24 protein-coding genes are annotated in these 24184 nt (G+C 54.6%); 7 read left to right on the top strand and 17 right to left on the bottom strand.

Annotated features, from left to right (window positions below; all coding sequences use genetic code 11):
- The 10 genes from MVO87_RS06170 to MVO87_RS06215 form a co-directional block, all read right to left on the bottom strand.
- The coding region (locus MVO87_RS06170) for an ASCH domain-containing protein (RefSeq protein WP_297552590.1) at nucleotides 1-104 on the bottom strand (104 nt) is incomplete at its 3' end.
- A gap of 46 nt (nucleotides 105-150) precedes the next feature.
- Complete coding sequence (locus MVO87_RS06175; protein ID WP_297552576.1) at nucleotides 151-1149, bottom strand: homoserine dehydrogenase; 999 nt, start codon at nucleotides 1147-1149, stop codon at nucleotides 151-153.
- A gap of 37 nt (nucleotides 1150-1186) precedes the next feature.
- Nucleotides 1187-2029 (bottom strand): CBS domain-containing high hydrostatic pressure regulator HhpR, encoded by an 843-nt coding sequence (hhpR, locus tag MVO87_RS06180; RefSeq protein ID WP_297552578.1) that lies wholly within the window; start codon nucleotides 2027-2029, stop codon nucleotides 1187-1189.
- A 70-nt stretch (nucleotides 2030-2099) separates the two neighbouring features.
- Nucleotides 2100-3239 carry a sodium ion-translocating decarboxylase subunit beta gene (locus tag MVO87_RS06185; protein ID WP_297552580.1) on the bottom strand — a complete coding sequence of 380 codons (1140 nt, stop codon included), beginning with the start codon at nucleotides 3237-3239 and terminating at the stop codon, nucleotides 2100-2102.
- Nucleotides 3240-3245: 6 nt separating this feature from the next.
- Complete coding sequence (locus tag MVO87_RS06190) at nucleotides 3246-3704, bottom strand: acetyl-CoA carboxylase biotin carboxyl carrier protein subunit (RefSeq protein ID WP_297552592.1); 459 nt, start codon at nucleotides 3702-3704, stop codon at nucleotides 3246-3248.
- A gap of 2 nt (nucleotides 3705-3706) precedes the next feature.
- A complete protein-coding gene (locus MVO87_RS06195; protein ID WP_297513392.1) occupies nucleotides 3707-4075 on the bottom strand; it encodes an OadG family protein in 369 nt (122 codons plus the stop codon).
- A 9-nt stretch (nucleotides 4076-4084) separates the two neighbouring features.
- Entirely contained in the window at nucleotides 4085-5653 is a 1569-nt protein-coding gene (locus tag MVO87_RS06200; protein ID WP_297552582.1) for a carboxyl transferase domain-containing protein, read from the bottom strand.
- 123 nt (nucleotides 5654-5776) lie between these two features.
- Entirely contained in the window at nucleotides 5777-6205 is a 429-nt protein-coding gene (locus tag MVO87_RS06205; protein WP_042692655.1) for a translation initiation factor IF-2 subunit beta, read from the bottom strand.
- A 44-nt stretch (nucleotides 6206-6249) separates the two neighbouring features.
- Nucleotides 6250-12744, bottom strand: coding sequence for a minichromosome maintenance protein MCM (locus MVO87_RS06210; RefSeq protein WP_297514001.1), 6495 nt, complete (start codon nucleotides 12742-12744; stop codon nucleotides 6250-6252).
- Nucleotides 12744-13238, bottom strand: a complete 495-nt coding sequence (locus tag MVO87_RS06215) for a hypothetical protein (protein WP_297514005.1) — start codon at nucleotides 13236-13238, stop codon at nucleotides 12744-12746. The genes MVO87_RS06210 and MVO87_RS06215 overlap by 1 nt, the downstream gene beginning before the upstream one ends.
- A 191-nt stretch (nucleotides 13239-13429) precedes the next feature.
- On the opposite strand from MVO87_RS06215, the gene MVO87_RS06220 reads away from it, so the two are divergent.
- The gene (locus tag MVO87_RS06220) at nucleotides 13430-13942 is read left to right on the top strand and encodes a metallophosphoesterase (protein WP_297514009.1); all 513 of its coding nucleotides are present in this window, start codon (nucleotides 13430-13432) and stop codon (nucleotides 13940-13942) included.
- 9 nt (nucleotides 13943-13951) lie between these two features.
- On the top strand, nucleotides 13952-14773 hold the full coding sequence (locus tag MVO87_RS06225; protein ID WP_297514011.1) for a hypothetical protein: 822 nt from the start codon (nucleotides 13952-13954) through the stop codon (nucleotides 14771-14773).
- On the opposite strand, the gene MVO87_RS06230 is transcribed toward MVO87_RS06225, so the two are convergent.
- Nucleotides 14754-15308, bottom strand: coding sequence for a hypothetical protein (locus MVO87_RS06230; RefSeq protein ID WP_297552584.1), 555 nt, complete (start codon nucleotides 15306-15308; stop codon nucleotides 14754-14756). The genes MVO87_RS06225 and MVO87_RS06230 overlap by 20 nt on opposite strands.
- An 87-nt stretch (nucleotides 15309-15395) precedes the next feature.
- Between MVO87_RS06230 and rtcA the strand changes: the two genes are divergently transcribed.
- Genes rtcA through MVO87_RS06245 form a run of 3 tightly spaced genes read left to right on the top strand, consistent with a single transcriptional unit; the run spans nucleotide 15396 to nucleotide 17184 of the window.
- Nucleotides 15396-16430 carry an RNA 3'-terminal phosphate cyclase gene (gene rtcA, locus MVO87_RS06235; RefSeq protein ID WP_297513703.1) on the top strand — a complete coding sequence of 345 codons (1035 nt, stop codon included), beginning with the start codon at nucleotides 15396-15398 and terminating at the stop codon, nucleotides 16428-16430.
- A 45-nt stretch (nucleotides 16431-16475) separates the two neighbouring features.
- The gene (locus tag MVO87_RS06240; RefSeq protein WP_297516618.1) at nucleotides 16476-16874 is read left to right on the top strand and encodes a HEPN domain-containing protein; all 399 of its coding nucleotides are present in this window, start codon (nucleotides 16476-16478) and stop codon (nucleotides 16872-16874) included.
- Nucleotides 16864-17184, top strand: a complete 321-nt coding sequence (locus MVO87_RS06245) for a nucleotidyltransferase domain-containing protein (protein WP_297516620.1) — start codon at nucleotides 16864-16866, stop codon at nucleotides 17182-17184. Before MVO87_RS06240 ends, MVO87_RS06245 begins: the two co-directional genes overlap by 11 nt.
- Here MVO87_RS06245 and MVO87_RS06250 read toward each other — a convergent pair.
- The 5 genes from MVO87_RS06250 to MVO87_RS06270 form a co-directional block, all read right to left on the bottom strand.
- Nucleotides 17160-18005, bottom strand: coding sequence for a TatD family hydrolase (locus MVO87_RS06250; protein ID WP_297516623.1), 846 nt, complete (start codon nucleotides 18003-18005; stop codon nucleotides 17160-17162). The two genes, MVO87_RS06245 and MVO87_RS06250, sit on opposite strands and share 25 nt — an antisense overlap.
- Before the next feature lie 9 nt (nucleotides 18006-18014).
- The gene (gene pbp11 / locus MVO87_RS06255; protein WP_297516626.1) at nucleotides 18015-18329 is read right to left on the bottom strand and encodes a tRNA-binding protein Pbp11; all 315 of its coding nucleotides are present in this window, start codon (nucleotides 18327-18329) and stop codon (nucleotides 18015-18017) included.
- 44 nt (nucleotides 18330-18373) lie between these two features.
- Nucleotides 18374-19072 (bottom strand): DUF257 family protein, encoded by a 699-nt coding sequence (locus tag MVO87_RS06260; protein ID WP_297516629.1) that lies wholly within the window; start codon nucleotides 19070-19072, stop codon nucleotides 18374-18376.
- Complete coding sequence (locus MVO87_RS06265) at nucleotides 19059-19733, bottom strand: DUF257 family protein (RefSeq protein ID WP_297516632.1); 675 nt, start codon at nucleotides 19731-19733, stop codon at nucleotides 19059-19061. Before MVO87_RS06265 ends, MVO87_RS06260 begins: the two co-directional genes overlap by 14 nt.
- A gap of 204 nt (nucleotides 19734-19937) precedes the next feature.
- Nucleotides 19938-20840 (bottom strand): asparagine synthetase A, encoded by a 903-nt coding sequence (locus MVO87_RS06270; RefSeq protein ID WP_297552586.1) that lies wholly within the window; start codon nucleotides 20838-20840, stop codon nucleotides 19938-19940.
- Nucleotides 20841-21047: 207 nt separating this feature from the next.
- Between MVO87_RS06270 and MVO87_RS06275 the strand changes: the two genes are divergently transcribed.
- Nucleotides 21048-22412, top strand: coding sequence for an ATP-binding protein (locus MVO87_RS06275; RefSeq protein ID WP_297552594.1), 1365 nt, complete (start codon nucleotides 21048-21050; stop codon nucleotides 22410-22412).
- Nucleotides 22413-22443: 31 nt separating this feature from the next.
- On the top strand, nucleotides 22444-23025 hold the full coding sequence (locus MVO87_RS06280) for a P-loop NTPase family protein (protein ID WP_297552596.1): 582 nt from the start codon (nucleotides 22444-22446) through the stop codon (nucleotides 23023-23025).
- Nucleotides 23026-23027: 2 nt separating this feature from the next.
- Here MVO87_RS06280 and MVO87_RS06285 read toward each other — a convergent pair.
- A partial coding sequence (locus MVO87_RS06285; protein ID WP_297552588.1) for a pyridoxal-phosphate-dependent aminotransferase family protein occupies nucleotides 23028-24184 on the bottom strand: 1157 nt, incomplete at its 5' end.

Consider the following 24184-nt stretch of genomic DNA (forward strand, 5'->3'; position numbering starts at 1 on the left):
AGGTCACCCTCGTCGAAGGCCTTCCTCTTCCTGACCTCGACCGTTTTGAGGCCCCTGAATATCAGCTCGGCGTAAACCTGGTGGAGCGCTATGACGTGCTCCATGCTTTCACCTGGCGAACCCTCGATGGAGGGAATAAAAAGGTTTGGATTACTCCCTAAGCCTCAGCGATGCCTTAACCAAATCACTCACAACCCCGCTCGCCGTCTCCTTCAGCCCGGCGCCGGCACCCCTGATGAGGAGCTCGCCGAGGAGGTCGCTCTCAATCAAGGCGACGTTCTCGTTGCTCAAAACCGCGAGCGGACCGGAAACCTCTTCCGGGGCGACCCTAACGTTATTCTCCTCGATTGTCGCGACGAGCCGAATCCTTTTTCCCTTCGCAAGGGCCCTCCTAACCTCGTCAACCGTAACCTCGGCGATGCCCTTAACGGCAATCTCGTCGAAGGTAATCGGCCCGAAGGCAACGCAGTGGAGTATCGTCGCCTTGTAGCCGGAGTCAATTCCCAAGATATCTCCGCTTGGGTCCCTCTCGGCTATGCCAAGCTCCTGAGCCTGCCTTACGGCCTTCTCGAAGTCAATCCCCTGCTCCATCCTGCTGAGGATGAAGGTCGTCGTTGCGTTCAGGACGGCCTTTATTCTCCTTACCGTGTCGCCGAGCAGGTTCTCGCGGAGGAGCCCGATGATTGGCGTTCCCGCCATTACGGTCGCCTCGAAGAGGTAGGGCAGGCCCCTCCGCTCGGCTTCTCCGATTAGCTCCGTGTAGTGGAACGCCAGCGGGGGCTTGTTGCTCGTAACAACGGCTTTCCCGTCCCTCAGTGCCTCAAGATGCCACTCGTGGGCGTTTCCATCGTTGGTCACGTCAATAACCACGTCGGCCTCAATCTCCCTCACCGCCTCGGCCGGCGAGAAGTTGTAGACCTCGTAGTCGTTGGTCCACCTGCTGAGCTTTCCAAAGTTCTCCTTGACGAGGAGGGCCTCGCTCAAATCGATTCCCTCGGGAAGCCACACGGTTCCGCTCGTGTCTGAAATGCTAACGACCCTGAAGGATAAACCGTATCTCTCTTTGAAAAAGCGCTCCTTTTCAAGCAGAACCCGCGCAACGGCCCTTCCGACGTTCCCAAAGCCGAAGAGCCCAACCCTTACCTCCATCTCACCACCGGAATAGAAAAGGAAGGGAAGCTTTAAATCACTTGTTGAGGATGACCTTGATTATGTCCATGTCCCTGACTATGCCGACGAGCTCGCCCTCACCCTTGATGACGGGCAGCTGCTCGATGTGGTGCTGGACCATCTTCTGCGCGACCTCGTAGACGCTCATGTGGGGCGTGGCAACGACCAAGTTCGGATTCATTATCTCCTCGACCGGCTTCTTGGGGAGCTGGAGCTCGGCCTTCTCGAAGAGGAGCGTTGGGTTGCTCTCAAGAATCCAGTCCTCCTCACTTGAAGCGGCCAGCGCAGTCTGCTTCATGACCCTAACTACTTCCCCGTCCTTGAGGAGGTCGGTCTCGTCAACCATGCCAATGAGGTTGCCGTCGTCGTCTATGACCGGGATTGCCATTGCGTTGCAGAGGAGGAGGGCCTTGAGGGCGGCCTTGAGAGGGGTTCCGCGCCAGACGACGCCGACGTTCCTCTGGTAGTAGGGCTCAATCGTTATGTCCTTTAGCTTCTCGTTCTTGGCTAGGTAGCGCCTCACAATGTCACCAACGGTCAGAATTCCTATCGGCCTGTCCTCGTCATCAACAACTACAACGCGCCTGTAATCTGTCTCAAGCATCTTTCTAACGGCCTTCTTGAGGTCGTCGTTGGCCTTGACCGTCGGAACATCCCGTCTGACGAGCATGGCAAGCTGGTCTTCGTCCGGATGTATAAGGACGTTCTTTACGCTTATTATCCCGACGAGCTTTCCCTCCTTGTTAACGACCGGGAAGGAACGAACGTTGTGCTTCTTGAACAGCTCAAGTGCGTAATCTCTCGTCGCCGGCAGCTGTATTACCACTGGGTCCTTTGTCATCAGGGTCTTTACCCTCATGTTCTACCACCGCTTAACCTAAGACGGTGTCCCCCTATTTAAGGTTTTAGAAAAGGAAATGGGAGAAACGTCAGCCCAGGAGGGCGAGGAAAACACCGGCAACGACGGCAGTTCCAATAACTCCGGCAACGTTCGGGCCCATGGCGTGCATGAGAATGAAGTTGCCCGGATCTTCTTCACTGGCCAATCTCTGAACGACGCGAGCGCTCATTGGAACGGCAGAAACTCCCGCTGCTCCTATCATCGGGTTTATCCTTCCGCCCGAGAGCTTCATCATGAGCTTTCCGAAGAGCACTCCTCCAGCGGTAGCGCTGGCGAAGGCTACAACTCCAAGTCCGAGAATCATCAGGGTCTGGGGCGTGAGAAAGCTCTCTGCTCTCATGGTTGAGCCGACGCCGAGGCCGAGGAATATCGTGACGATGTTCATGAGCTCCTCCTGTGCCGCCTTAGTGAGCCTCGGAACGACGCCGCTCTCGCGGAAGAGGTTGCCTATCATGAGCATTCCTATCAGTGGTGCCGCACTGGGGACGAGGAGACCGATGACTATCATGCTGACTATCGGGAAGAGGATTTTCTCCCTCTTGGAGACGGGCCTGAGCTGTTCCATCCTTATGCGTCTCTCCTCTGGCGTTGTTAGCGCCTTTATGATGGGTGGCTGAATCAATGGGACGAGGCTCATGTAGCTGTAAGCGGCGACAGCGGTGGCAGCGAGTATCTGGGGCGCGAGCTTGGTGGTGAGGTATATCGTCGTCGGTCCATCTGCACCTCCGATGATTCCAATCGATGCCGCCTCGTGTATATTGAAGCCCAGTGCGAGAGCAGTGAGCATCGCCACGAAAACACCTATCTGTGCCGCGGCGCCCATAAGGGCGGTCTTGGGGTCAGCAATCATCGGCCCGAAGTCAGTCATTGCCCCAAGGCCGAAGAATATGAGCAGGGGCACTATCTCGGTCTTGATGAGGTAGTGGTAGACTATGTCGAGCAGGCCCGGGTGACTGCAGAGAGGCCCAACGGTCGGGCAGTTGGCTATGCCGTTGAGCGGGAGGTTAACGAGAACCGCCGTGATGCCTATGGGCAAAAGCAACAGCGGTTCCATCTCGTAGCGTATCGCAAGGTAGACCAGCGTCAGGCCCACTGCAATCATGATGAGATTCCCTACCGTGAGGTGGAGCAGGCCCATCGTGCTCAGGAAGTCCGCAAACGTCGCCATACCCCATCACCCGAGTTCTACTAGTGGGTCGCCGGTGTTTACGGCGTCGCCTTCTTTCACGTAGATTTTCTTGACAACACCGTCTTTCGGAGCGGGAATTTCGTTCTCCATCTTCATAGCCTCAAGAACAACCAAACCCTGACCAGCCTTAACCTCCTGCCCCTCACCAACAAGAACCCTGAGAATCTTACCCGGCATTGGAGCCGTAACAGTATTCGGCGAAGCACTCGCAGGAGCTGGAGTAGAAGCAGGAGCGCTCACAGGGGCAGGAGCAGGAACCGACACAGAAGCCGGAGCAGGAGCCGGAGCGCTGGTAGTTTCGGGAACGCTCGGAAGCGCTATTCCCAGTCCTTCAGCCTTGACCTCGTAGCTCTTGCCCTCGAAGCTGACCCTGAACTTTCCACCACCGAGCTCCTCAACCTCAACCTCGTACTCCCTTCCATCGATGATGACCTTAACCTCCATCTTCACCACTTCCTCATCTCGTAGTTGAAGTTCTCAACCTCATCCATACCGCTCTGGAGACCGTAGAGGCGCCAGGCGTCGGAAACCTTCCTCCTGAAGGGTAAAGGACGAACCACCTCGGCCTTCTTCGCGAGGTAGGCGAGGATTGAGGCGGTTATGACCGCCAAATCCCTCGGAGGAATTTCCTCCTCCGGGGTCTCAACCTCCTCCTTCGTCTCCTCGACGGCTTTCTCTTCCTTCTCGACCTTCTTCGTCATCCCGCGCTCGAAGGCGCCTATTGCGTACATCACTATGGCCAAAATGGCGAGTATGGCGAAGACGACGGTGATTCCTATGACGGTAATCCATCCACCTTCGGCGAGCTGGCTCATGCTTTCACCTCACAGCGGTATGTTGCCGTGCTTCTTCGGCGGGAGTTTAACGCGCTTGCTTTCAAGAGCCTCGAGCGCCATTATGACCTTGCCCCTCGTCTCCGCCGGGTCGATGACGTCGTCGATGTAACCTCTCGCGGCCGCGACGTACGGGTTGGCGAACTTCTCGCGGTACTCGGCTATCTTCTGCTGCCTCACTTCCTCCGGGTTCTCAGCCGCTGCGATTTCCTTGCGGAATATGATGTTCGCCGCCCCCTCCGGACCCATGACCGCTATCTCCGCTGTCGGCCAGGCGAAGACGAAGTCCGCTCCAAGGTGCTTGCTTCCCATCGCGAGATAGGCTCCACCGTAGGCCTTCCTCAGAATCACTGTTACCATCGGGACGGTTGCTTCGGCGTAGGCGTAGAGAACCTTCGCGCCGTGCCTGATTATTCCCCTGCTCTCCTGGTCAACGCCAGGCAGGTAACCGGGAACGTCCACGAGGGTAACGATGGGTATGTTGAAGGCGTCGCAGGTTCTAACAAACCTTGCAATCTTATCTGAGCTGTCTATGTCGAGAACTCCCGCGAAGTACTTGGGGTTGTTGGCGACTATACCGACGGTCTGGCCGTTCATCCTTCCGAAGCCCACAACCGCGTTCGGGGCGAAGTAGGGGAGGATTTCCAGGAAGTCGGGGTTGCCGTTCTCATCGCGGTCAACTATCTCGTAGATGACCTCCCTGACGTCGTAGGGCTTGTTTGGGTCGTCTGGAACGATTTCATAGAGTCTCTCGCTCTTCCTGAAGGGCAAGTCGTTCGTCTTGACGCGGGGTGGCTTCTCCATGTTGTTGGACGGCAGGTAGCTCACGAGGCGCCTTATCAAAGCCAAAACTTCCTCGTCGCTCTTGCCTATGAGGTGGGCCTGCCCTGCCTTCTGAGCGTGAACCATCGCTCCGCCGAGCTGAACCGGTGTGACCTCAACGCCTGTAACGGCCTTGACGACCTGCGGGCCCGTGATGAACATGAAGCTCGCCGGGTTGTCCACCATGAGGATGAAGTCCCCTATTGCAGGGCTGTAAACGGCTCCTCCAGCACAGGGACCCATTATCGCGGTAATCTGCGGGACGACACCGCTGAGAATCGTGTTCATCTTGAAGATTTCACCGTAACCCTTGAGCGAGTCAACGCCCTCCTGAATCCTCGCTCCTCCAGAGTCGTTGAGGCCTATAACAGGGGCACCTGCCTCAAGGGCCAGCTCCATAACGCGTTTAATCTTCATCGCGTGCATCTCGCCGAGCGAACCGCCCATGACGGTGAAGTCCTGCGCGTAGACGAAGACGAGCCTGCCGTCAATGGTTCCGTAGCCGGTGATGACACCGTCAGCGGGCAGTTCCTTCTTGTCGAGGCCGAACTCCGTTCCCCTGTGCTTGACGAACATGCCGATTTCCACGAAGCTTCCTGGGTCGAGGAGCTTCTCAATCCTCTCACGGGCGGTGAGTTTGCCCTTGGCGTGCTGTTTCTCGACGGCTTTCTCGCCGCCCATTGCGAGAATCTTTTTCCTCCTTTCGTAAAGCTCGTTGAGCTTCTCCTCCATGCTCATAAGAGTAACCCCCTCGGTTTCTTGGGGGTTGTAGTTTGTAAAGTTTAAAAGGGTTTTTGAGGGGCGGAATTTCATCCAATAATGGATAATTTGTCCAATGGCTGGAAAAAAAGAAGGAAGGTCTCAGAGGTGCTGGATTGGTGTTTCGGCACCACAGGCCTCACACTTGAGGAAGTGGAAGCGTCCGCGCTTGATAATTTTGGTATCGGGGCTTCCACAGACCGGACAGATGACGTACTCCTTGAGGTACTTCTTCATCTTGTTGGCTATTAAGTATGGAGTGAAGCGTCCCTGCAGGATTACGCGCCTGCCCTCGAGCGTTCCTGCGGTTGCTACCTCGCGCAGGATGAACTTCAGGAGATGGTTCGGGTCGCGGTTCATGGCCTCGGCTATGTCAACGAAGTTCTCGATTATCGTCCTGTTACCTGCTATTGTAACGACCGCCGGCGGGACCTCGAAACGGGACTTGTGGGACTTCACGTTCTCGGGCAACTCCTCGTAAGCCTTATCGAGGAGCTTCTCGAAGTCGTAAAAGTCAATGCTCTCGCTCATCTTCTCACCCCCTCATAGGTTTCCCCTTCGCTTTATAACCTTTGTTAGAGCACCCTGTAAAAGCCCGCCCTCGGCTCGTAGATTCTGCCGTCTGCCTTGAGCTCCTCGATGAGCTTCTCGACCTCGCCCTTACTGCCGACCCCGGCCTGCTTCGCGGCCTCGATTACCTTTTCGGCAGGAGCCCCATAGTCGCCCTCCCCTTCGAGGTTCTTTATGATATCGACCAGCTTCTCTATCTTGTTGAGCTTCTTGGAGCTCTTGCCTATCTCCAGTATCGAGACGTCTATGTTGCCTTCCTCGTCCACCGCTATGGTCCTCATCATCGCCTCGATGAGTTCTATGGCAGCTCTCGCATCTTCGCGCGTTACCGTCTCACTCAATCTCATCCTCGCGTGGGCCTCGCTGAGACGTATGAGGGCCTCAAGCTGTCTCGCGGTTATCGGAATCGGCTGGACGCCCTCATCGTCGCTCCGTTTAAGGCCCTTCCTCATCTTAACGTAGTAGCGCTTGATTTCCTCCATGGCTTCCCTGCTCAGGACGGGATGAACGTTCTTCCTCGCGTAGGCTATGTACTTCTTGAGGAGGTCGTAGGGTATCTTCGGCGTAACGACCTCCGCCTCTCCCCTGCGAACCTTGAGGATGTGCTCGGCGATGCTCGCATCTATTTTCTCGTCTGGCTCGTCGAGCAGGAGAAATATGAGGTCGAAACGGCTCAACAACGTAGGGGGAAGGTCAAGCTGTTCAGGGAGGGACTTGTGCCTGTTAAAGCGACCGAACTTCGGGTTGGCGGCGGCTATAACGGTCGTCCTTGCGTTGAGAGTGGCTGTAATGCCCGCCTTGGAGATGCTTATCGTGTTGTGGAGAACCAGTCCGTGGGAGACGAAGAGGTGGTATGGCTCAACGGTTACGTCGTAGACCCACTCCCAGCGGTCGTTGGGGATTTCCTCAACATTCGTAACCCTGAGGAAGTTGATGTTGCCGTTCCAGTAGCTGAGGAAACTCTCAAGTTCTTTTTTGGCTTTCCTGATTGTGCCCTCGGCTAACATCTTTATAGCTGAAATTGCCCAGCGGTCACCAAGCTCGGCGCGTTTCTTCAACCTATCTGCTGTGACTCCCGTGTGAGAATACACCCTCGAGCGGGACAGTAAATCCACGGCCTTTGGAGGGTCACTCTCGGAGAGAGTTCTTAACTCCTTAATCCTCGACAAGACTCTCTCCAAGTAGGGTCTAACGAAGCTCTCCCTGATTAGCGGAAGAGCAAACCTTTTCCTTTCCTCTGGGAGCTGAACAACGCCGAGGATTCTGCCCGCTTTGGTTAAATGTCTAATCAGTTGACGGGGAAAAGTCCTCTCTGCCTCTTCCACGGCGTACCTTCCGCGAATGCGCTTTACCCTCGCAACCTTTCCAAAGGAGTAGAGGTAGTCCGCTCTTGCCTCCGCTTCCTTAAGCTCTTTGAACTCGCCCCCATCAACAGGTGGAAGTTTAATGGGATAGCGGGCAACCCCAAGAGCGATGTCCCTCGGTTTCACTTCCTCCGCCGGCTTCTCCCTTATTTCACCGTCCTCCCACACCATTATCGGGTGCTCCGGGGTTACCGTTATCTCCCTGCCGTTGGAGAACCGTATCTTTATGAACTTCTCCGGCGCTCTGTGCCTGCTCACGCGGTCGGCCTTGACCTTCACGATTTCCTTCCGTTCGAGGTCGTACGCGAGGAGCTCAATATCATCAACGGGCAGTATTTCGGTGTCCTTGCCGATTATCACTTTATCCCGGTTGGCCTCTATGAGAGAATCCACCAGCTCGCCTATCTTCACCTTCCTGCCGTCCGCTAAGAGAAGCTCGAAGTCGTGGTGGTAGCTCTGCTGTTCCAGCGCTTCGTGAATCGCGCTCCTGTCCCTGTCGCTCATCTTGTCGAACTCATCTATGCAGTTGTGAACTATGATTCCCTCGGCCAGGAAGTTGTGCTCACCCGGCACGTAGAGGTCGTAAACGTAGCCCTCGTAGGGAACGCGCTCGATGGAGACGATTTCGTCAAGGAAGTAATCCCTCGTGGCAAGGACTTCGAGCTTAAGCTGTATTTCTGGACTCAGGACATCGCTGAGCCTCTCGATGAGTTTTCTGAGCTGAATCCTGCTGGGCTGATACTTGCCCTTGGCATATGAGTAGACGGTACTCCAGAGCCCTTTCTCCTGCAGTACTTTGGCAGGAACGCTCTCGATGATGACCTTGGCGATTCTCCTAACGGGTTCTGCTGGTACTTTGTCGCTCCTCGCCGAGACGAGGTGCTTTTTAATGGGTATCTCCTTGACTTTAACGCTGTAATCCTTAACCGCGTTGAGGAGGTTTATGACGTCCTCCCTTCCAGTTACCCTAACCCTGTTCACGCCTTTCCCTGGAATCACACGGGCGTACACGTCAAACCTCCTGAGGAGCAGTGCAAAGGCTTTGTCCCTTTCCAAATCATTTGAGAGCAGGAATTCTATGTGGACAACACTTCCCCTCTCGCTCTTCTTGACCGAGACACAGCCGTCCGAGTCAAGTGCACCCGCGATAAACGCTTTCAGCGCCTCATCGTCCAGAGAGAATGCGTTTTTCAGGTTGTCCTTGGTGATATACTCGTACAGGTACGCGAGCAGTGGTGAGCTAACGTGGAACGTTATCGTGTCACTCGTTATCTCATTACCCGCAAGCTTGCTCCTCGTGGTTCTCTCGTACTCCCTTAACGGTTCGTCGTAGAAGCTCTCAAATGCCCGCCTGATTGCCCTAATCTGGTCTTTGTGAACCTTCGACTGCACGATGCGAACGTGAACCTTGGAGTCGTTCCTCTTTATCCACCCATCACCGTAGAGGAATCCGAGGAAGTACGCAAGCTCCGGCGTTATGTAGGCCACTTTAAGGCGCTCCCTGCGGTAGTTCGGGCCGTAGGTTAGAGACCTTTCGCGCCACTTCTCGTAGAGTCCTAACTCACGCAGTATTTCCCTGAACTTCCCGACGCGGATAGAACCCTTTCCAGAGAGAAAGTCCTTTGAAACGCCGTACTTCCTGTTGAACTCCGCGAGGCTCTTGAATCTCCTGAGGATTTCCTTCTTCAACTCCTTCTTTTCGTCAGGGGTTAACTTAACCTTCCAGTCCAAGGGCAAAATATCGAGCAGGTACACTCTTCTCCCCACTTGTGGAAGCTTCAGCGGGGCAACGACCATATCACCAACCTTAAACCTCTCCGCCTCCTTCCACTCAAGGGTCTTACCGTCTATGAGAAGGTGGTCGGGAGTTAGGGTTACCTCGTTGCCCGAGCGGAACTTGAGCTTCAACAGCTCTCCCTTCCAGGGCTTCCTGCGGATTATCGTGGCCTTAGAGGTCTTTGTCCTCATGCTTCCGAGGTCGAGGGCTGTAACTCCAATCTCCTTCTCCTGAATGTCCACGATTTGGCCGTCGGAGAGCGCCTTGTATGACTTCTCAAGCTCGAAGAGGTCTTCAATTCTCTGGTATTTCCCATCTACAAGAACCCGTGAATCCGGGTGCAGGCAGGCAAACCCGCCATCCGCTAAGACGAGAACACCCGCTTCCAACACCCACGAGCCCGTGAACTCATCGCGGACTGCGGCGGCCGTGTTGTGGACGACGAAGCCGTTGGCGATGAAGCTGTGAGAGCCCTCAACCGTGAGGTCGTAGACGTGGTCGTATGGAGAGTTGATTATCTCGGTCGTAACCCTCACAACCCCGCTATCCGTTAAAACTTGGCCTGTGATGTCCTTTGCCTGTTTCCAGCCTTCAGGAGTTAAAAGCCTCGTTTCTGGCGTTACAATGATTTCCCTTCCGTCTTCAGTGCGTATGTGCACGAGCTTTTCTGGGGCTTTCAACTTCCAGAGGCGAAGAACTTTCCGCTCTCCATCTTTTGTTTTGACCCTGAGTCCAAGGGCTTCGGCATCAACGCTTTTGTGTTCCACCACGTCCTCAGAAATAACCCTGTCCACGAGAGAGCCTATTTCGAACTTTCCCATGTTGGTTTCAATGACCGAATCCGGAGCAACGCAAAGGCCTGCGGCCGAACTGCTCTTACCGCTCGTGTAAATCGCCCTCGGCGCCAGATTGGCCACGTAGCGGAGGAGCTGGCTGTTGTGGACGAAGATATCGTTGGCTATGAAGTTGTGGTGCTCTGGAATCTGGAGGTCGTAGACCCACGCGTGCTCGGGTTTGTACTCTTCAATCTCAACAATCCTGTCCCAGAAGATGTCGGAGTCCGAAAGAGCAACCAAGAGGTCAACTTCTGGTGAGTCAGGTAGTTTTGTTTTGAGGATTTCAGTGATGGCCTTGAGTTTTTCTCTGCTTGGAAGCCGGTCTCCTCGCTCATAGTGCAGGTAAGTTGATCTGCTTATACCCATCTGAGCCTGCGTCAGTCCTGCTTTGATGCGGAGATGTCTTAACAATTGACCAACTCCTGGAACAATGTCAACGTTAGTGTTTGTTTTTCCGTTGGATGTTACACGTTTTAGAGCATCCATTTTAGTCCTGAGACCAAAGCCAATCTCCTCTCTGAACTTAATCGAGTCTTCTCCGGTAATGAACAGCCTGTAGTATGTTCTTGGGGCTTTCATTTTACCGTTGGTCGCGCGAGCTTTAGTCTCATGTATCTGGGATTTTATCCCAAATCTGAGGAGAAGGTGCTGAACACCCCTAAGAAGCTCCTCCGAAGCAGAAACCACTGTTATCTTGGCCCTATTTTTGTCAACTGTGCCTTCAGCATCAAAGTAACCTCTTAGGAAGGCCTTAATGTCCTCCAGTCTTGCCCTGAAAAGTTGCGGTGGGACTCTCTTACTCTTTGAGTTCGATGCAATGCCCAACCACTCAAGCAAACGGTAGAACTCAACGCTACTCACGTAGACTTCCCATGCACTCTTGCCCTTGTGAGGCTCGCGAATAGTCGGGTTAAGGCCAAGGCTCTTGAGGTAGTCATAAACAAATCGTATCAACTGCTCATCGTTGTTCGTGAAGTACACCGTTGCACTGCCCCCCCTGTTTTGGGAGTACCCTTCTCCAACAAACAGCCCGATTAGATACCAGAACCTCTCGTCGGCAGTCTTTGGAAGTTTAAGCCTCGCTTTTGCTGTTCTCGGTTTCTCAACGGGAACCTCTGAGAGCCTAACGGCTTCTCCATCAACAGGAACTACTCTTGGCACGGCCACAAAATCGCCAATCTTAAGCTCTTTCGCTTTTCTTGTTTTGAACTGCCCGTTTTCAAAGGTGAAGAACGGGTGAGTAGGAGTTACGCGGATTTCGCGCCCGCTCGCGGTCTTTATTCTGAACATCCTGTTCGGAGCTTTTCTCTTCCAGGCGATGTCCGCTTTGACCTTTCTGACTTTCAGCGTCTTTGCGTCTAAGGCATACAGTTCGAGGTTAATCGGGGCGTAGAAGCCATCGTCAACCCTTGCGAGCTTTCCTTCGGCTTTTGCCTTCTCAATGGCCTCGTCAACTATCTCGCCAATCTCCTTCAGGCTTCCATCAGCTAAGAGAACCTTCGTGTGGTAATCAACGCACTTTGCCACACCCGGGTCACCAACCAGCAAAACGTGGCTTTCTCCCCTCAGCTTCGTCCCGTCTGGCAAAACCCTCTGGACACCGCCGAAGAGCGCCAGGGCGATTCCCTTCTTGACTATCCTGTGACCCCAGATGGCCGGAGCTATCGAGTCCACTATCGCGTCAACGATGTCCTTCCTCTTAGCCAGCTCACGAATCTTCTGCTCGTCCTCGGGCGAAATCTCAAGTTCCTCAATCTCCTTGCTGAGCTGTTCGATGTGGTTGACTTCTAAGACCTTCTTAAAAATCGGCCTCTTGTCCCTCTGCTCGAGGATGACGCGCAGGATTCCGGTCACGAGAACCCTGTCGCCTGGCAAAGCAGTATCGACGAGATCATCCAAAAGTATTGCGTCCACAAAGCGGGGCATCTGACCGCCTTTAAGGCTCTCCGGCCTGTCCTGGAGGCGGAAGCTCTGGAAGTTTATGAAGCGGCTCTTCTCGACGTCGAGCTCGACGTTTCTTGAGCCGCAGGCGTCGCACTTGGCCGGCTTGACGAGGTTCTCGTAGGGCCTCTGGAGGCGAATCATCTCGTTTCCGCAGTCCTTGCAGACGAAAACGGCCCTCTGGACAAACGGTTTGACCTCGCTGACGCGCGTGATGATCCCCTCGACCTGAATCAGCCTGTTTATGTGCTCGCTCCCGAGTTCCTTGACGAGTAAGGTGTGGGGCAGGTTGTAAAAGCGCGCGTGAACCTTCAAATCCCTCTCAACGAGGAGCGGGGGCTCGCGGAGGATAATCTGGATGGCATCCTCACAGCTCGCTATCGCTTCCTCGGGGTTTTTGAGGAGTTCCTCTGCCAGCTCGGGGTCGAAGGAGTTGAGGTGCGCCCAGTCTATGGCCAAGGAGCGCTTCGGCGTTACCGTTAGGAGGTCCTTGAGGCGGTTGATGTAGACCTCGTTGCCGTCGTCGTCAACGTACTCGCGAAGGAACTTTGCGAAGCGTGAAATCATCTCCTCTCTGTCCATCAGGCATCACCGAGCCACTCGTTCCTTATCTTGGACATCTGGAGGTAGAGCCGTCTCTCTTCAGGCGAGAGGCGCGAGAGGAGCTCAAGGCTGTTGGGCCTAAGCATGACCGCTTTGAGGATTTTGTTGAAGCGTATCATCTTCAAATCGCGGAGTTTTTTCTTGAGGTTGGCCAGCTTGGTGAGCTTGACGTTTATCGTCTCGACGCTCTCGCTCGGATTGAGGCGGACGTAGTTTTCAAGGTAATAGAGGTAGAACTCGGCCCTCTCGTAGAGTCCAGAGGGGAGTGCAGTTAACGGCTCGCTCTCGCGCTCGCCAGCGATGGCCTTGTCTATCTCGCCGATTACCTTATCCGTTTCGTCCACTATCTCAACCACTCCCGCTTCCCAGAGTTCCCTCGCCTTCCAGTCCTCGATTAGGACGATGTCGCCCTGATTCCAGTCCGAGAAGGGCTTTAACACCTTCACAGCGATGAGCGCCCTACCGGTAAACATGCCACCACCTTGAACGACCTAAGGTCTTCGGCTAATAAACCTTGTCGGAACAGCTTAGAACGGTGTTGCGCGGAGTTATGCCAGTTCGATTTCCACTCGAATGCATTCATGAGCACAGATGAGCAGGGGAACGCTTTTGGCCTCGATAACCCTTTAAACTTGGACGAGCAGTCCACTTAAGGTGAGCCGTAATGCTGATTGGAATAATGAGCGACACCCACGACAACCTTCCGGCGATAAGGAAGGCAGTCGAGTTCTTCAACGAGAGGAACGTTGACCTCGTAATCCACGCGGGTGATTACATCGCCCCGTTCGTCGCACGGGAGCTCGGAAAGCTCAAGGCCCCGCTGAGGGGCGTCTTCGGCAACAACGACGGCGAGAGGGACGGCCTAAGGAAGGCGTTGGGGATAGAGGACGAGCTCATCGAGGTCGAGGCGGACGGGATGAAGATAGCGGTAACACACGGGACGAACGAGGTCCTCGTTAAGGCTTTGGCCTACAGCAAGCTCTACGACGTGGTTATAGTCGGCCACACCCACCACTACGAGATTAGGGAAGTAGGCAGGACGATACTCGTCAACCCCGGTGAGGTCTGCGGTTACCTTACCGGCGTCAAGAGCGTCGCTTTACTCGACACGAGGAAGAGGGTTGTGGAGATTTTCAACATCGAGACCGGTGAGCTGTTGGGAGCTATGAGCGTATGAGGTGAGCCGATGGACATATTGACGCCGGCCGAGAGGAGGGACGCGGTGGTCTTCATCGGCGTTGATAGAGCTGGAAACGTCGAGTTCGTGAAGGTCTACGCCATCAGCGAGGAGAAGGCCAAGGAAACGCTGGAGGAGTTCTTCAACGCCAAAGGGCTCTTCCCGACCGATTACAGGCTCGTGAGCCGTGGTCTGGAAGACGTTTCCGGAAAGAAGGCCATAACGACGAGGAGCGAGGAGGAGCTCAGTTCTTCCCTCGCGAGGCTCGGCCTCAAACTGCTCTCCAACGGAGTCCTAACCCTTGAGAACATCGAGGAGGTCTACCAGATAACCCTCGTCAGCGAGGTCCTCTACGAAAGGGTCACATCGGAAAGGCAGGAAAAAGAGGAAAAAACCATTGACTGGCGGGAAGTTCTCTCGCTCGGCGTTGATACGCTCGTCGAGAATCTAAGGGGAGTTGATTTGTCAGAGCTCGTTCCGGCAAACGCGCTAATCCTCCGAGAGCCGAGCGTTGAGACCGTTGCGGAGCTCCTGAACGGGGAGCGAGACGGGCCGATAATCGTCGAGACGAAGGACGCGAGCAGGTATCGGAACCTCGATTTTTCGGCCTTCGTGAGGATTCCTCCCCTGAGCAGAGAAGAATTCGCCGTCGAGCTCTCTGCGAGGCTCGGCTTCAACGTTCCTGTGGGCTTGATTTCCCTTCCCGAGAACCGGCTGAACCTGCGCAACGTCGAAAAACTGGCCAAACTCGTCGAGGCCCTCGTGAGGAAAGGTTTTGAGAGGGAAGAAGCGCTGAAAATGGCGGTCGAGCTCAACTCCTCAAAGCTCTAAAGTAGGTTTTAACCGCCTCCCTGAAGGCAGGGTTAAGCTTCCCAAGGACGGCGTTGACCCTCTCGCGCTTCTTCCGCTCGCCTGCAATGTAGCTCAGAAGGAGGCACTCATCAACCGAAAGGTTAGATACTTCGGGGGGCTCTTCTCCAGCCAGAATCCGCTTCAGGAGGGGCCTCAGCCTCTCGCTCCGCCTCTCAAACTCAAGCCAGTCCACGTTGAGCCTGCCCCTTATGGAAATCTTGCCGGTTTTCTCAAGGTACGGTCGGATTTTCTCCCCGAGCGGGGAAGACAGAACCCTCGCGATGAATTCCTCCACGTACGCCATGTCGTCGCCGAGCCTCTTCCTGTCAACGAGGTCGAGGCTCTCGAAGAGCGCCCTGGCAGTAATGTAGCACTTAACCGCGAAGGGGAGCTCGGGAAGGGTTAGATACACACCATCAATCTCGACCTTCTCACCGGGTTTCCTCTTCAGCGTTTCGAGGAGGGTTCCGAGGGGATAACTGAGGCTCTTCACGCAGAACTCAAGCTCGTCCATGCTCTCACCGTGCCACCTTATTCGGCCCGCCTAAAAGCCTTTCGTCAGGTTTTTAGGCTTCGCGGGGAATCCCACTACGGTGGGAGAATGGAGTGGGTCGAGATAGACGGCTCGTACGGCGAGGGAGGGGGCCAGATACTCAGGACGGCCGTTGCCCTGTCGGTAATCACCGGGAGGCCGGTGAGGATTCACAGGATAAGAGCAAACCGCCCGAACCCTGGGTTAAGGCCCCAGCACCTGCACGGTATTTTAGCACTCAAGGAGTTAAGCAACGCGAGGGTTAAAGGAGCAAAAGTCGGCTCTACGGTCCTCGAGTTCGTCCCCGGAAGGGCCGAGCCGAAGCACGTCAAAGTTCCGATAAAGACGGCAGGTAGTATAACCCTCGTCCTCCAGGCGTTGCTCCCTGCGATGGCTTTTACTGGCGGGAGCTTCGAGGTAACCGGCGGAACCGACGTCCCCTGGAGCCCGCCTGTGGACTACCTGAGGCACGTTACGCTCTTCGCACTCGAAAAGATGGGCCTGAATGTTGAGCTTGAGCTAAAGCGCAGGGGGCACTACCCTAAGGGTGGTGGCCTTGTCACGGGAAGTGTTGAACCCTGGGAGGAGAGAAAGCCCCTCGTTGCCCTGGAGTGGCACAGGATAGAGCGCTTCGCGGGGATAAGCCACGCGACGAATTTGCCAGCCCACGTCGCGGAGAGGCAGGCGAAATCGGCGGAGGAGAAGCTGAAGAGCCTCTACAGCGTCCCTGTCGAGATTGAGAGGGAAGTCTCGCGCTCCCTCGGCCCCGGAAGCGGGATAGTCATCTGGGCCGAGACGGAGTCGCTTAGATTGGCTGGAGACGCCCTCGGAAAGCGCGGAAAGCCGGCTGAGACGGTCGGCAGGGAAGCCGCTGAAGAGCTGATTGAGCAACTGACGCCGAGGAAGGCCATTGACAGGTTCCTCGGCGACCAGCTGATACCGTTCCTGGCCTTCACGGGCGGAGAAATCGGCGTTGCCGAAATCACGAACCACCTCGTCACCAACGTCTGGGTCGTGGAGCGGTTTTTGGGCAGAACCTTCGAGGTCGAAGGGGAAATCGGAGAGCCCGGGGTTGTGAGGGTGGTGAGGAAGGCGGAGGTCTGACGAAGGGGTTAAATATAACGTAACCAAAGAGTTTGTGGTGAAAACATGGGCATTCCCGAAGAAGTCATGAAACATCTGGAACTAGCAGAAGAAGAGCTATCCTCTGCCCAGCTACTCTTAGAAAACGGAAGGCTCCGAGACGCCATAAGTCGAGCCTACTATTCCATGTTCCACGCGGCCAAGGCTCTACTTTTGATGAAGGGCATAAATCCCAAGAAACATTCTGGAGTCGTGAGAATGTTCGGCCTTCACTTCGTTGATGAAGGGTTTATTGAGAAGGTTTACGCTAAGTATCTAACGTCGGCGTTTACATTAAGATCAAGGGCAGATTATGACGTTTATTACGCCCCTTCCCAGGAGGAAGCCGAAGGTGTAGTTGAAAATGCCGAGCGCTTCCTTGAGCGAATAAAGGGCGCGCTGGAGGAAATTGGATATGGGAAATAAAGCGCGGGCCCTTGATGAGTTCATAAGGAGGGTTGAGGCAAGATTTGGGGATTCAGTGCAAGAGATAATCCTCTTTGGCTCCTATGCGAGGGGAGACCACGACGAAGAGAGTGATATAGACGTTCTTATCGTGGGTGACGTTGATTTCGATGAGCTGATGAATATTGTTACTGATATCCTCCTCGAATACGGGGAGCTGATAAGTCCGATAGTTCTAAAGCCTGAAGAGTTCGGAAAAAGGAGGGACAGTTTCATAAAGACCGTCCTGAGCGAGGGGAAGGTGCTCTACTCCTCCATCTCCACCCCGTAGACTTTCCTCGGGTTCTCGATGTGGATTTTGTAGACGTCCTCCTCGGTGAACAGGCCGTTCTGGAGGAAGGCCTTCGTTCTCCTCGGAACTGTCTTCGGACCGAGAACCGCTCCCGGCCGTCTTTTGTCGTCTATGTAGTCCGTCTCCATCATGAAGCGGTTGCCCTGCTTTATCGCCTCCTCAATGTTCTTCCGGCTCGCTATGATGCTCGGAAAGACGCCAACCTCCTCGGCAACTTTCACCAGTGGCGGCGAGAAGTGCTTAACGACCTTGTAAGGCTTTATTCCAACTTCCTTCACGTACCCGCCGAGCTCCCTGAACTTCTCCTCGTCGAAGCTCTCGGTGTGGAGCTGAACCGCACAGTCGGCATCTTTGGCGAGGCTCATCCCGTACTTCATGAGCTCTATGCTGGCGTTCCATATCTCAGGCGGAACCTCGTAGTGTGGCCTGCCTATCTCTCCTATTGCAACAGCTTTGCCTTCGAGGCAGAGCTTCTGGGCATATTCGAGGGCCCTCATGACCTCGTTTTTGGCATATTCAAGGCCCTTCTGCTCTGCCAGATAGACGAACTCCGCTGGGTGGACGCCGACCACCGCGAAGGCCTTAACGGGCGTCTCACGGTTTATCCTCTCGACGAGCTCGATGTGAAAGTCCATCGCCTTCATGAAGTCCTCTGCCTTCAGCCCTGGAAAGCCGTAGTCGTGGGCCGTCTTGTAGACGACCATTAGGTGTGTTCCTCCAGCCCTGTGGAACTGCTTCACCGCCTCAAGGAAGAGGCCCCTGAAGGGGTCAACGTGGAAGTGGTCGTCGAGGATTATCATGGTCCCACCTCACGACTGGTAAACCTCAAGGACGTCGCCTTTTTTAGCGTTTGTCCTGCCCTCAAGGATGAGCGCGACCCTGTCGCCGTCAACCGCGAAGTCAACTCTTTTCCGCTCCCTCTGGATTTCCCGGATTATGGCGATGTCTTTTCCCTTGACCTTGTATCCGGGGTAGATTATCCCCTCAACGGTTCCAATCAGCGTCTCCCTGCCGAGGACGTTAAGAACCTGCTCCACCCTGAACTTTGCGACCGGTTTCCTCGACGCTATGAACTCTCCGGATTCACCCTTCCTCGGCCTTCTCAGAAAATCGAACAACCCCATGTTCCCACCGAAGATATTGGAATTGGCAAAAGAAAAAGATTTGCCTACCACCATCCCACAACATCCAGGGGTTGTACAAGGACTTCATCCTTGCCTTCCATCAGGGTCAACACGGACTTCCGAAACCTCAGGAGTAGCATGTCCCCATGGTCATGGAGCTCGACAACGGAAGTAGCCACACCCTCAAGGAGGGGTAGGGGTTTTGTTGAAAAGCCCCTGATGACGTTGCCCTCGATTAGATTGAAGCTCATCCTCCTGTCGTTCCCAAGGTTCTCCCGCAGGTGGTTGACGATGACATAAACCCCCTTGACGTCGCGCTGGAAGCCGAGGAGCCTCTCAAAACCCGTGACGATGTAAACGTATCGGTCGTCTCCCATCGCCTCCGCTATTGCCCTCTCCTTCTTCTGGAGGTAGAGCGCGGGGTCTACCTCGAACTGAATCTTATCCACGACGTGGCCGACCTCGTCAACGCCACCGATTTTCAGGACGCCAACGTGCTCCATCGGCGGGGTGAGGCCCATGACGTCAAAGTGTCGAACGTAGCCGGCGAACGCATCAAAGATGTCCTCAACGAGAACAGGAAGACCGCGCTCGTAGGCGTAGTTAAGGAGGGCATAGAGGGCAAGCTCAGCGCCTATGTTGGAATAGTTTTCAATAAGTATGAGACCGCCAAAGCGGACGAAGTTAAACATCGAGACAACGGCCTTCTTCGAGGCAAGTCCCCTGAGCTCAACTCCTACCACGGAAAACACCCCCGACGTCTATAGTGAACTCTCTGCCGACGAGGTCAAGGTCAGGACTGCGAAGAATGGAGAGCTTAACCCCAGTTGGATAGCTGTGAAAGACCCAAACGCTTGTGGCTATTCTTCTGAGCTCGGGATGGACGTAGGGAGGAAGGCTCCGTATCAGGCCGATGTGAATAAGGTAAAAGGCCTTTCTACGTTTATCACCAACGTAGCGCTGAAGACCAAGAAGAAAACGGTAGAAGTCGCGGACATCGCGGACGAAATATAAGAGGTTCTCGATTCCCAAGATAAGATTTATGGCAGGATTTTTAGAGGTTCCAACAGTATCAGCAAACGCAACATCGTAGTTCCTGACGAGAACCCTAGGGTCTGGATGGAACTCAACGCGCTTGATTGTGCCCCCAACTTCTTTTTTACCCCCAGTCTTGAAGACGTAAGCATGGTCTATATCAACCTCGAGCCCAAGCATATCACAGTGAACGAGCACGGTGTAGAGACTATCAAAGTTATCGTCTATCACAAAGGGAACGTTGTTTTCCCTCGTGTAATCGGCGAGAAGCTTGAGGGCGAACTCGGGGACATACGACGTCTCGTACTCGACGACAACGGTTTCCCCGGGCCTCACCAGTTCCAGGAGTTCAGGGATTGTAATCTCCATTGTGACCCCCTTACGGAACCTGCGACCCCAGAGGTAAAATACTTTTCTGCCCGAGGAGCAGTACACCATCAACAAAAACCCTCAAAGGCCAAAAGAAATCAGCAACTGTATTACTCAAAGAAGAGTCGCTGACATCGGAAAACTAAGATTTCATTGGAAAACTGAATTTTACCCGACCCCTGTTCTCTGAGAGTACCAACCACATCAGATAACCGCAGGAACACCTGGAATCCTGGGGAAGGGCTGGACTTCGGCTATGTGCTTCGCTCCGACGATGTAGCGGATTAGCCTCTCGACGCCGATTCCCGCTCCGGCACTCGGCCTAAGGAGACCGGCCTTGGCTACCTCAAGGTACGGTCTGAAGGCCTCTTCGCTCAGGCCAGAGGCGCGTATTTTCGCCAGTATCTTCTCGTACTCCCACTCTCGCTCGCCACCGCTCGAAACCTCGCCGTAGCCTTCAGGCAGATAGAGGTCGTAGTTTCTCCAGATTCCGTCAACCTCCCGGTCGTAGAACTCCCTCGGGATTCCAGTTATCCAGAAAGGCTCTCCCATTTCTCTGCTCGCCTCCTCCTCGCTCCCGAACTCTTCGAGGATTTCCTCAAGGGTGAAGCGTTTGAAGGGCCTCCTCGGCTTTGGAAGCTCCCTCTCGAAGGACTCCCAGACGAACGGTCTCAACTCGCGGAACAGGCCGACGATGAGCTCTTCTATCAGGCCCATAACGTCGTCCATACTCGCGTGGGCAATTTCGAAGTCGAGCTGGGTGAACTCGTAGGCGTGCCTTCCGTCGTCAGCCGAACGGCTCTCAAGCCTCACGTTTGGAGAGAGGACGAAGAGCTTATCTATCCCCATCGCGACGGCCATCTGCTTGTGGAGTATCATGCTATGCATCAGCCTGAGCTTTTCCCCGTAGACCTCGACCTCCGGCGGTCTCAGGGCCTCCTCGGAGGAAGGCTCGGGCCAGAGCGGGTCGGTTATCGAGCTGAGCATCACCGGTAGCAACCAGCGGAAGCCCTTCCTCGACAGCTCGCCGGTGAGATACGCTATGGCCCTCGTCTGAACCTCGGCAATCGGGTCAATTTTCCTGCTTATAATTTGGAGAGCGTTCATATCAATCACCCAATTTTCGTCAGAGTGCCTTCGGGTTTATTGCCTTTGTGCAAAAATTTTGGAACAAAAGTCAAATTTTGACATGAATTTTTGAGATATTTTGAAGATTAGACGAATTTTCTTGAATTTATTAGCAGATTGTACACCCACCAGAGACAGGGAAAGGCTTAAATTATTATCCTGCTCAGGATTATCTTGGTGAAGATAATGTTTGTCAACCGAAAAGATGAGCTGAAGTTCCTTGAGTCCCTTTACCGCTCGGGAAAAAGGGAGGTCCTGATTCTCTACGGGCGCAGGCGCGTTGGGAAGACCGAGCTCGTGAAAAGGTTCATCGGAGGGAAGAAAGCCGTCTACTTTTTGGCCGACAGGGACGGGCTGGAGTCAAATGCGAGGAGGTTTTACAGGGAATCAGCGGAGGTCCTTGACCTGCCAAAGGTTGAAGTTAGGGACTTCAGGGAAGCCTTTGAACTCCTGAAGCTCAAGGCTCCCGAAAGGCTCGTCATTGTTATAGACGAGTTTTCGTACCTTTTGCTCACCGATAAGAACGCCCCAGCGGTTTTCCAGCACATTATAGACGAAATAATCGACGACCGCTTCTTCCTAATCCTGAGCGGGTCGATAATCGGCCTGATGGAGGGACTTATGGAGTACGGCAACCCCCTCTACGGCAGGAGAACGGCACAGCTCAAGCTTAAGCCCCTCAATTTCTTCCACGTCCGCGAGTACTTCAAAAACTCACCGATTGAGACTGTTGTAAAGATATACTCGGTAACCGGCGGCGTTCCTATGTACTTCAGGCTCTTTGAAGGAAAGAACTTTGAAAAGGAGCTCCTCAGGGTGGCCTTTTCGCAAACGTCAATCCTCTACGAGGAACCCGAGTTCATTTTGAGGGAGGAGCTCGGCGACGTCCATCGCTACTACCTGATTCTTGAGGCGATTGCCCTCGGGAGGCACAGGGTCAGCGAGATTGCGAACTTCGCGGGAATCGAGGCGAAGGACATGCCGAAATACCTGAGAACTCTGATTTCTCTCAAACTCGTGAGGCGCGAGGTTCCTGTTACCGAGCCGGAGAGGAGCAAAAAGGCGCGCTACTACCTCAACGACAACTTCTTCGCCTTCTGGTTCCGCTTCGTGAAGCCGAACAGGGGAAAGATAGAGCTCGGAACGTTCGAGATGGACTGGGACGCCTTCAACACCTATGTGGGGAGAGCCTTTGAGGGGATTGCTAGACAGTTCCTCATCGAGCTGAACCATGTTGGACAGTTGCCGTTTAAGTTCACGAAGATTGGCAGGTGGTGGCGTAGGGGAGAGGAGATTGATTTAGTCGCTCTCAACGAGCACGAGAGAAAGGCTCTCTTCGTCGAGGTGAAGTGGAAGGACTTAAGCGAGCGGAAAGCGCGGGGAATTTTGAGGGATTTGGAGCGAAAAGCAGAGTTGGTGAGGCTTGAAGGCTGGGAGAAGAGCTACGGGCTTGTTGCTAAGAGTCTGGAAGGGAAAGAGGAGCTGAAAAAAGAGTGTTGGTTTGCCTGGGACTTAAACGACTTTGAGACCCAGCAAAGGATACCGTTATAACCCCCGGCGAGAAATACTTACGGTGAACCTAATGGGCGTCTACATCTTCAAACCCGAGGATTTGATACGCTACGGCTCGGCAAGGCCAGAGCAGATGGAGCTACTGAAGGAAGAGGTCCTCGGAAAGAAGGACATCCTCATCGTTGGAACGAGCAGGAGCGGAAAGACGAAGCTCGTGGAAGCGCTACTCCACTACGTCCCCGACGACTGGAAGGTAGCGGTCGTTACAGCCTACGGCGAGTTCAAGCCCTTCAAGCCGAACATCGAGGTCATTGATACCGCCTTCGACCAGCGCTCGACGGAGGAGAGGACGGAAGAAGTCATTGAGAAGCTCAGAAAGCTCGGCCCTGACTACGTGGTAATAGACACCCTCCACACCGTCAGCGTCCCAAGGATTCTGGACAGGTTAATCGACGACTACGCCTTCATCGTTACCTCGCTGGCAATGAGCGACGACCTGAAGGCTGAGGTTATGCACTGGCTCGGAATAGACGAGAAGACCTTCGACCGCTTTGATATCCTCGTCGAGCTAAAGAGGGACTGGAGAACGGGAATGAAGAAGATAAACAGAATCTACAAAATAGAGAACGGAGAACTAAAGCCTCTGCTCTGATCTCACTTCTCCCTCAGCTCTTTTATTACTTCCCTGAGGTTGTCGAGCATCTCGCGGATGTCGTCAAAGGTCATGTAGCCCATGTTTCCAATCCTGAAGGTCTTCTCAGCGACGCTTCCGTAGCCCTTGGCCAGCTCAAAGCCCCTCTCGCGCATGGCGTTGTAAACGTCAACTCCCTTCATTCCCTCGGGGACGACGACGGCAGTTATCGTCGGGCTCTCATAGCCGGGCTCAGCGAGGATTCCGAGACCCATCTCCTTGACGCCCTCGCGTATCATCTCGCTCCTCTTCCTGTACATGTCGAGCCATTCCTTCTTTCCGCCCATCTTTTCGACTATCCTGAGAACGACGTTGAGGCCGAATATCTGAGGAAGTGGAGGCGTTGAAGGTGTTCCCTTCTTCTTCTCGTTGAACTTCCTGTAGAGCGGTAGGTCGAAGTACCAGCCACGCTCGGGCATCTTCTCGGCTATCTCGAAGACGCGCTCGCTGACCGCCGCAACCGCGAGTCCCGGCGGGACGCCGAAGGCCTTCTGACTGCTCGCGAAGACGAGGTCGATGCCCCACTCGTCGAACTTTATGTCGGCACCGCCCATCGCGGAAACCGCGTCAACGAAGAGGAGCTTGTCGTGCTCGTGAACCACTTTGGCCAGCTCGGGGAGCGGGTTGAGGACACCGGTCGAGGTCTCGTTGTAGGTTATCGTTACGGCAACAACATCGGGGTTCTTCCTCAAAGCCTCGTCGAGCTCCTCGGGCTTAACGGCCTGTCCCGGCTCCTTCTCAAGGATTACCGCCTTCCTTCCGTTGGCCTCTACGACGTCTGCGAAGCGCTTTCCGAAGGCACCGATGATTGTGACGAGAACCTTTCCACCGCGCGGGACGGTGTTCCTGACGGCCGACTCCATAAAGCCGGTTCCCGAGCTCGGGAAGAGGATTATCTCGCCCCTGTCAGCCTCAAGGAACTTCCTCAGCCTCTCGAGGGTGTCGACGTGAACGGCCTTCGCCTCGGCCGAGCGGTGGCTGAACATCTGCACGCTCATTATCGCGAGAACCTCAGGGAAGCAGGCGACTGGTCCGGCCGTAAAGAGCTTGTACTTCGGCTTCACCATCTCATAGACTTCCCTGTAAGCGTCCTCATACTGCATGTCGAAGCGGAGCTCCA

The organism is Thermococcus sp. (genome assembly GCF_027063845.1).
In the GTDB taxonomy this organism is placed as follows: Archaea; Methanobacteriota_B; Thermococci; order Thermococcales; family Thermococcaceae; genus Thermococcus.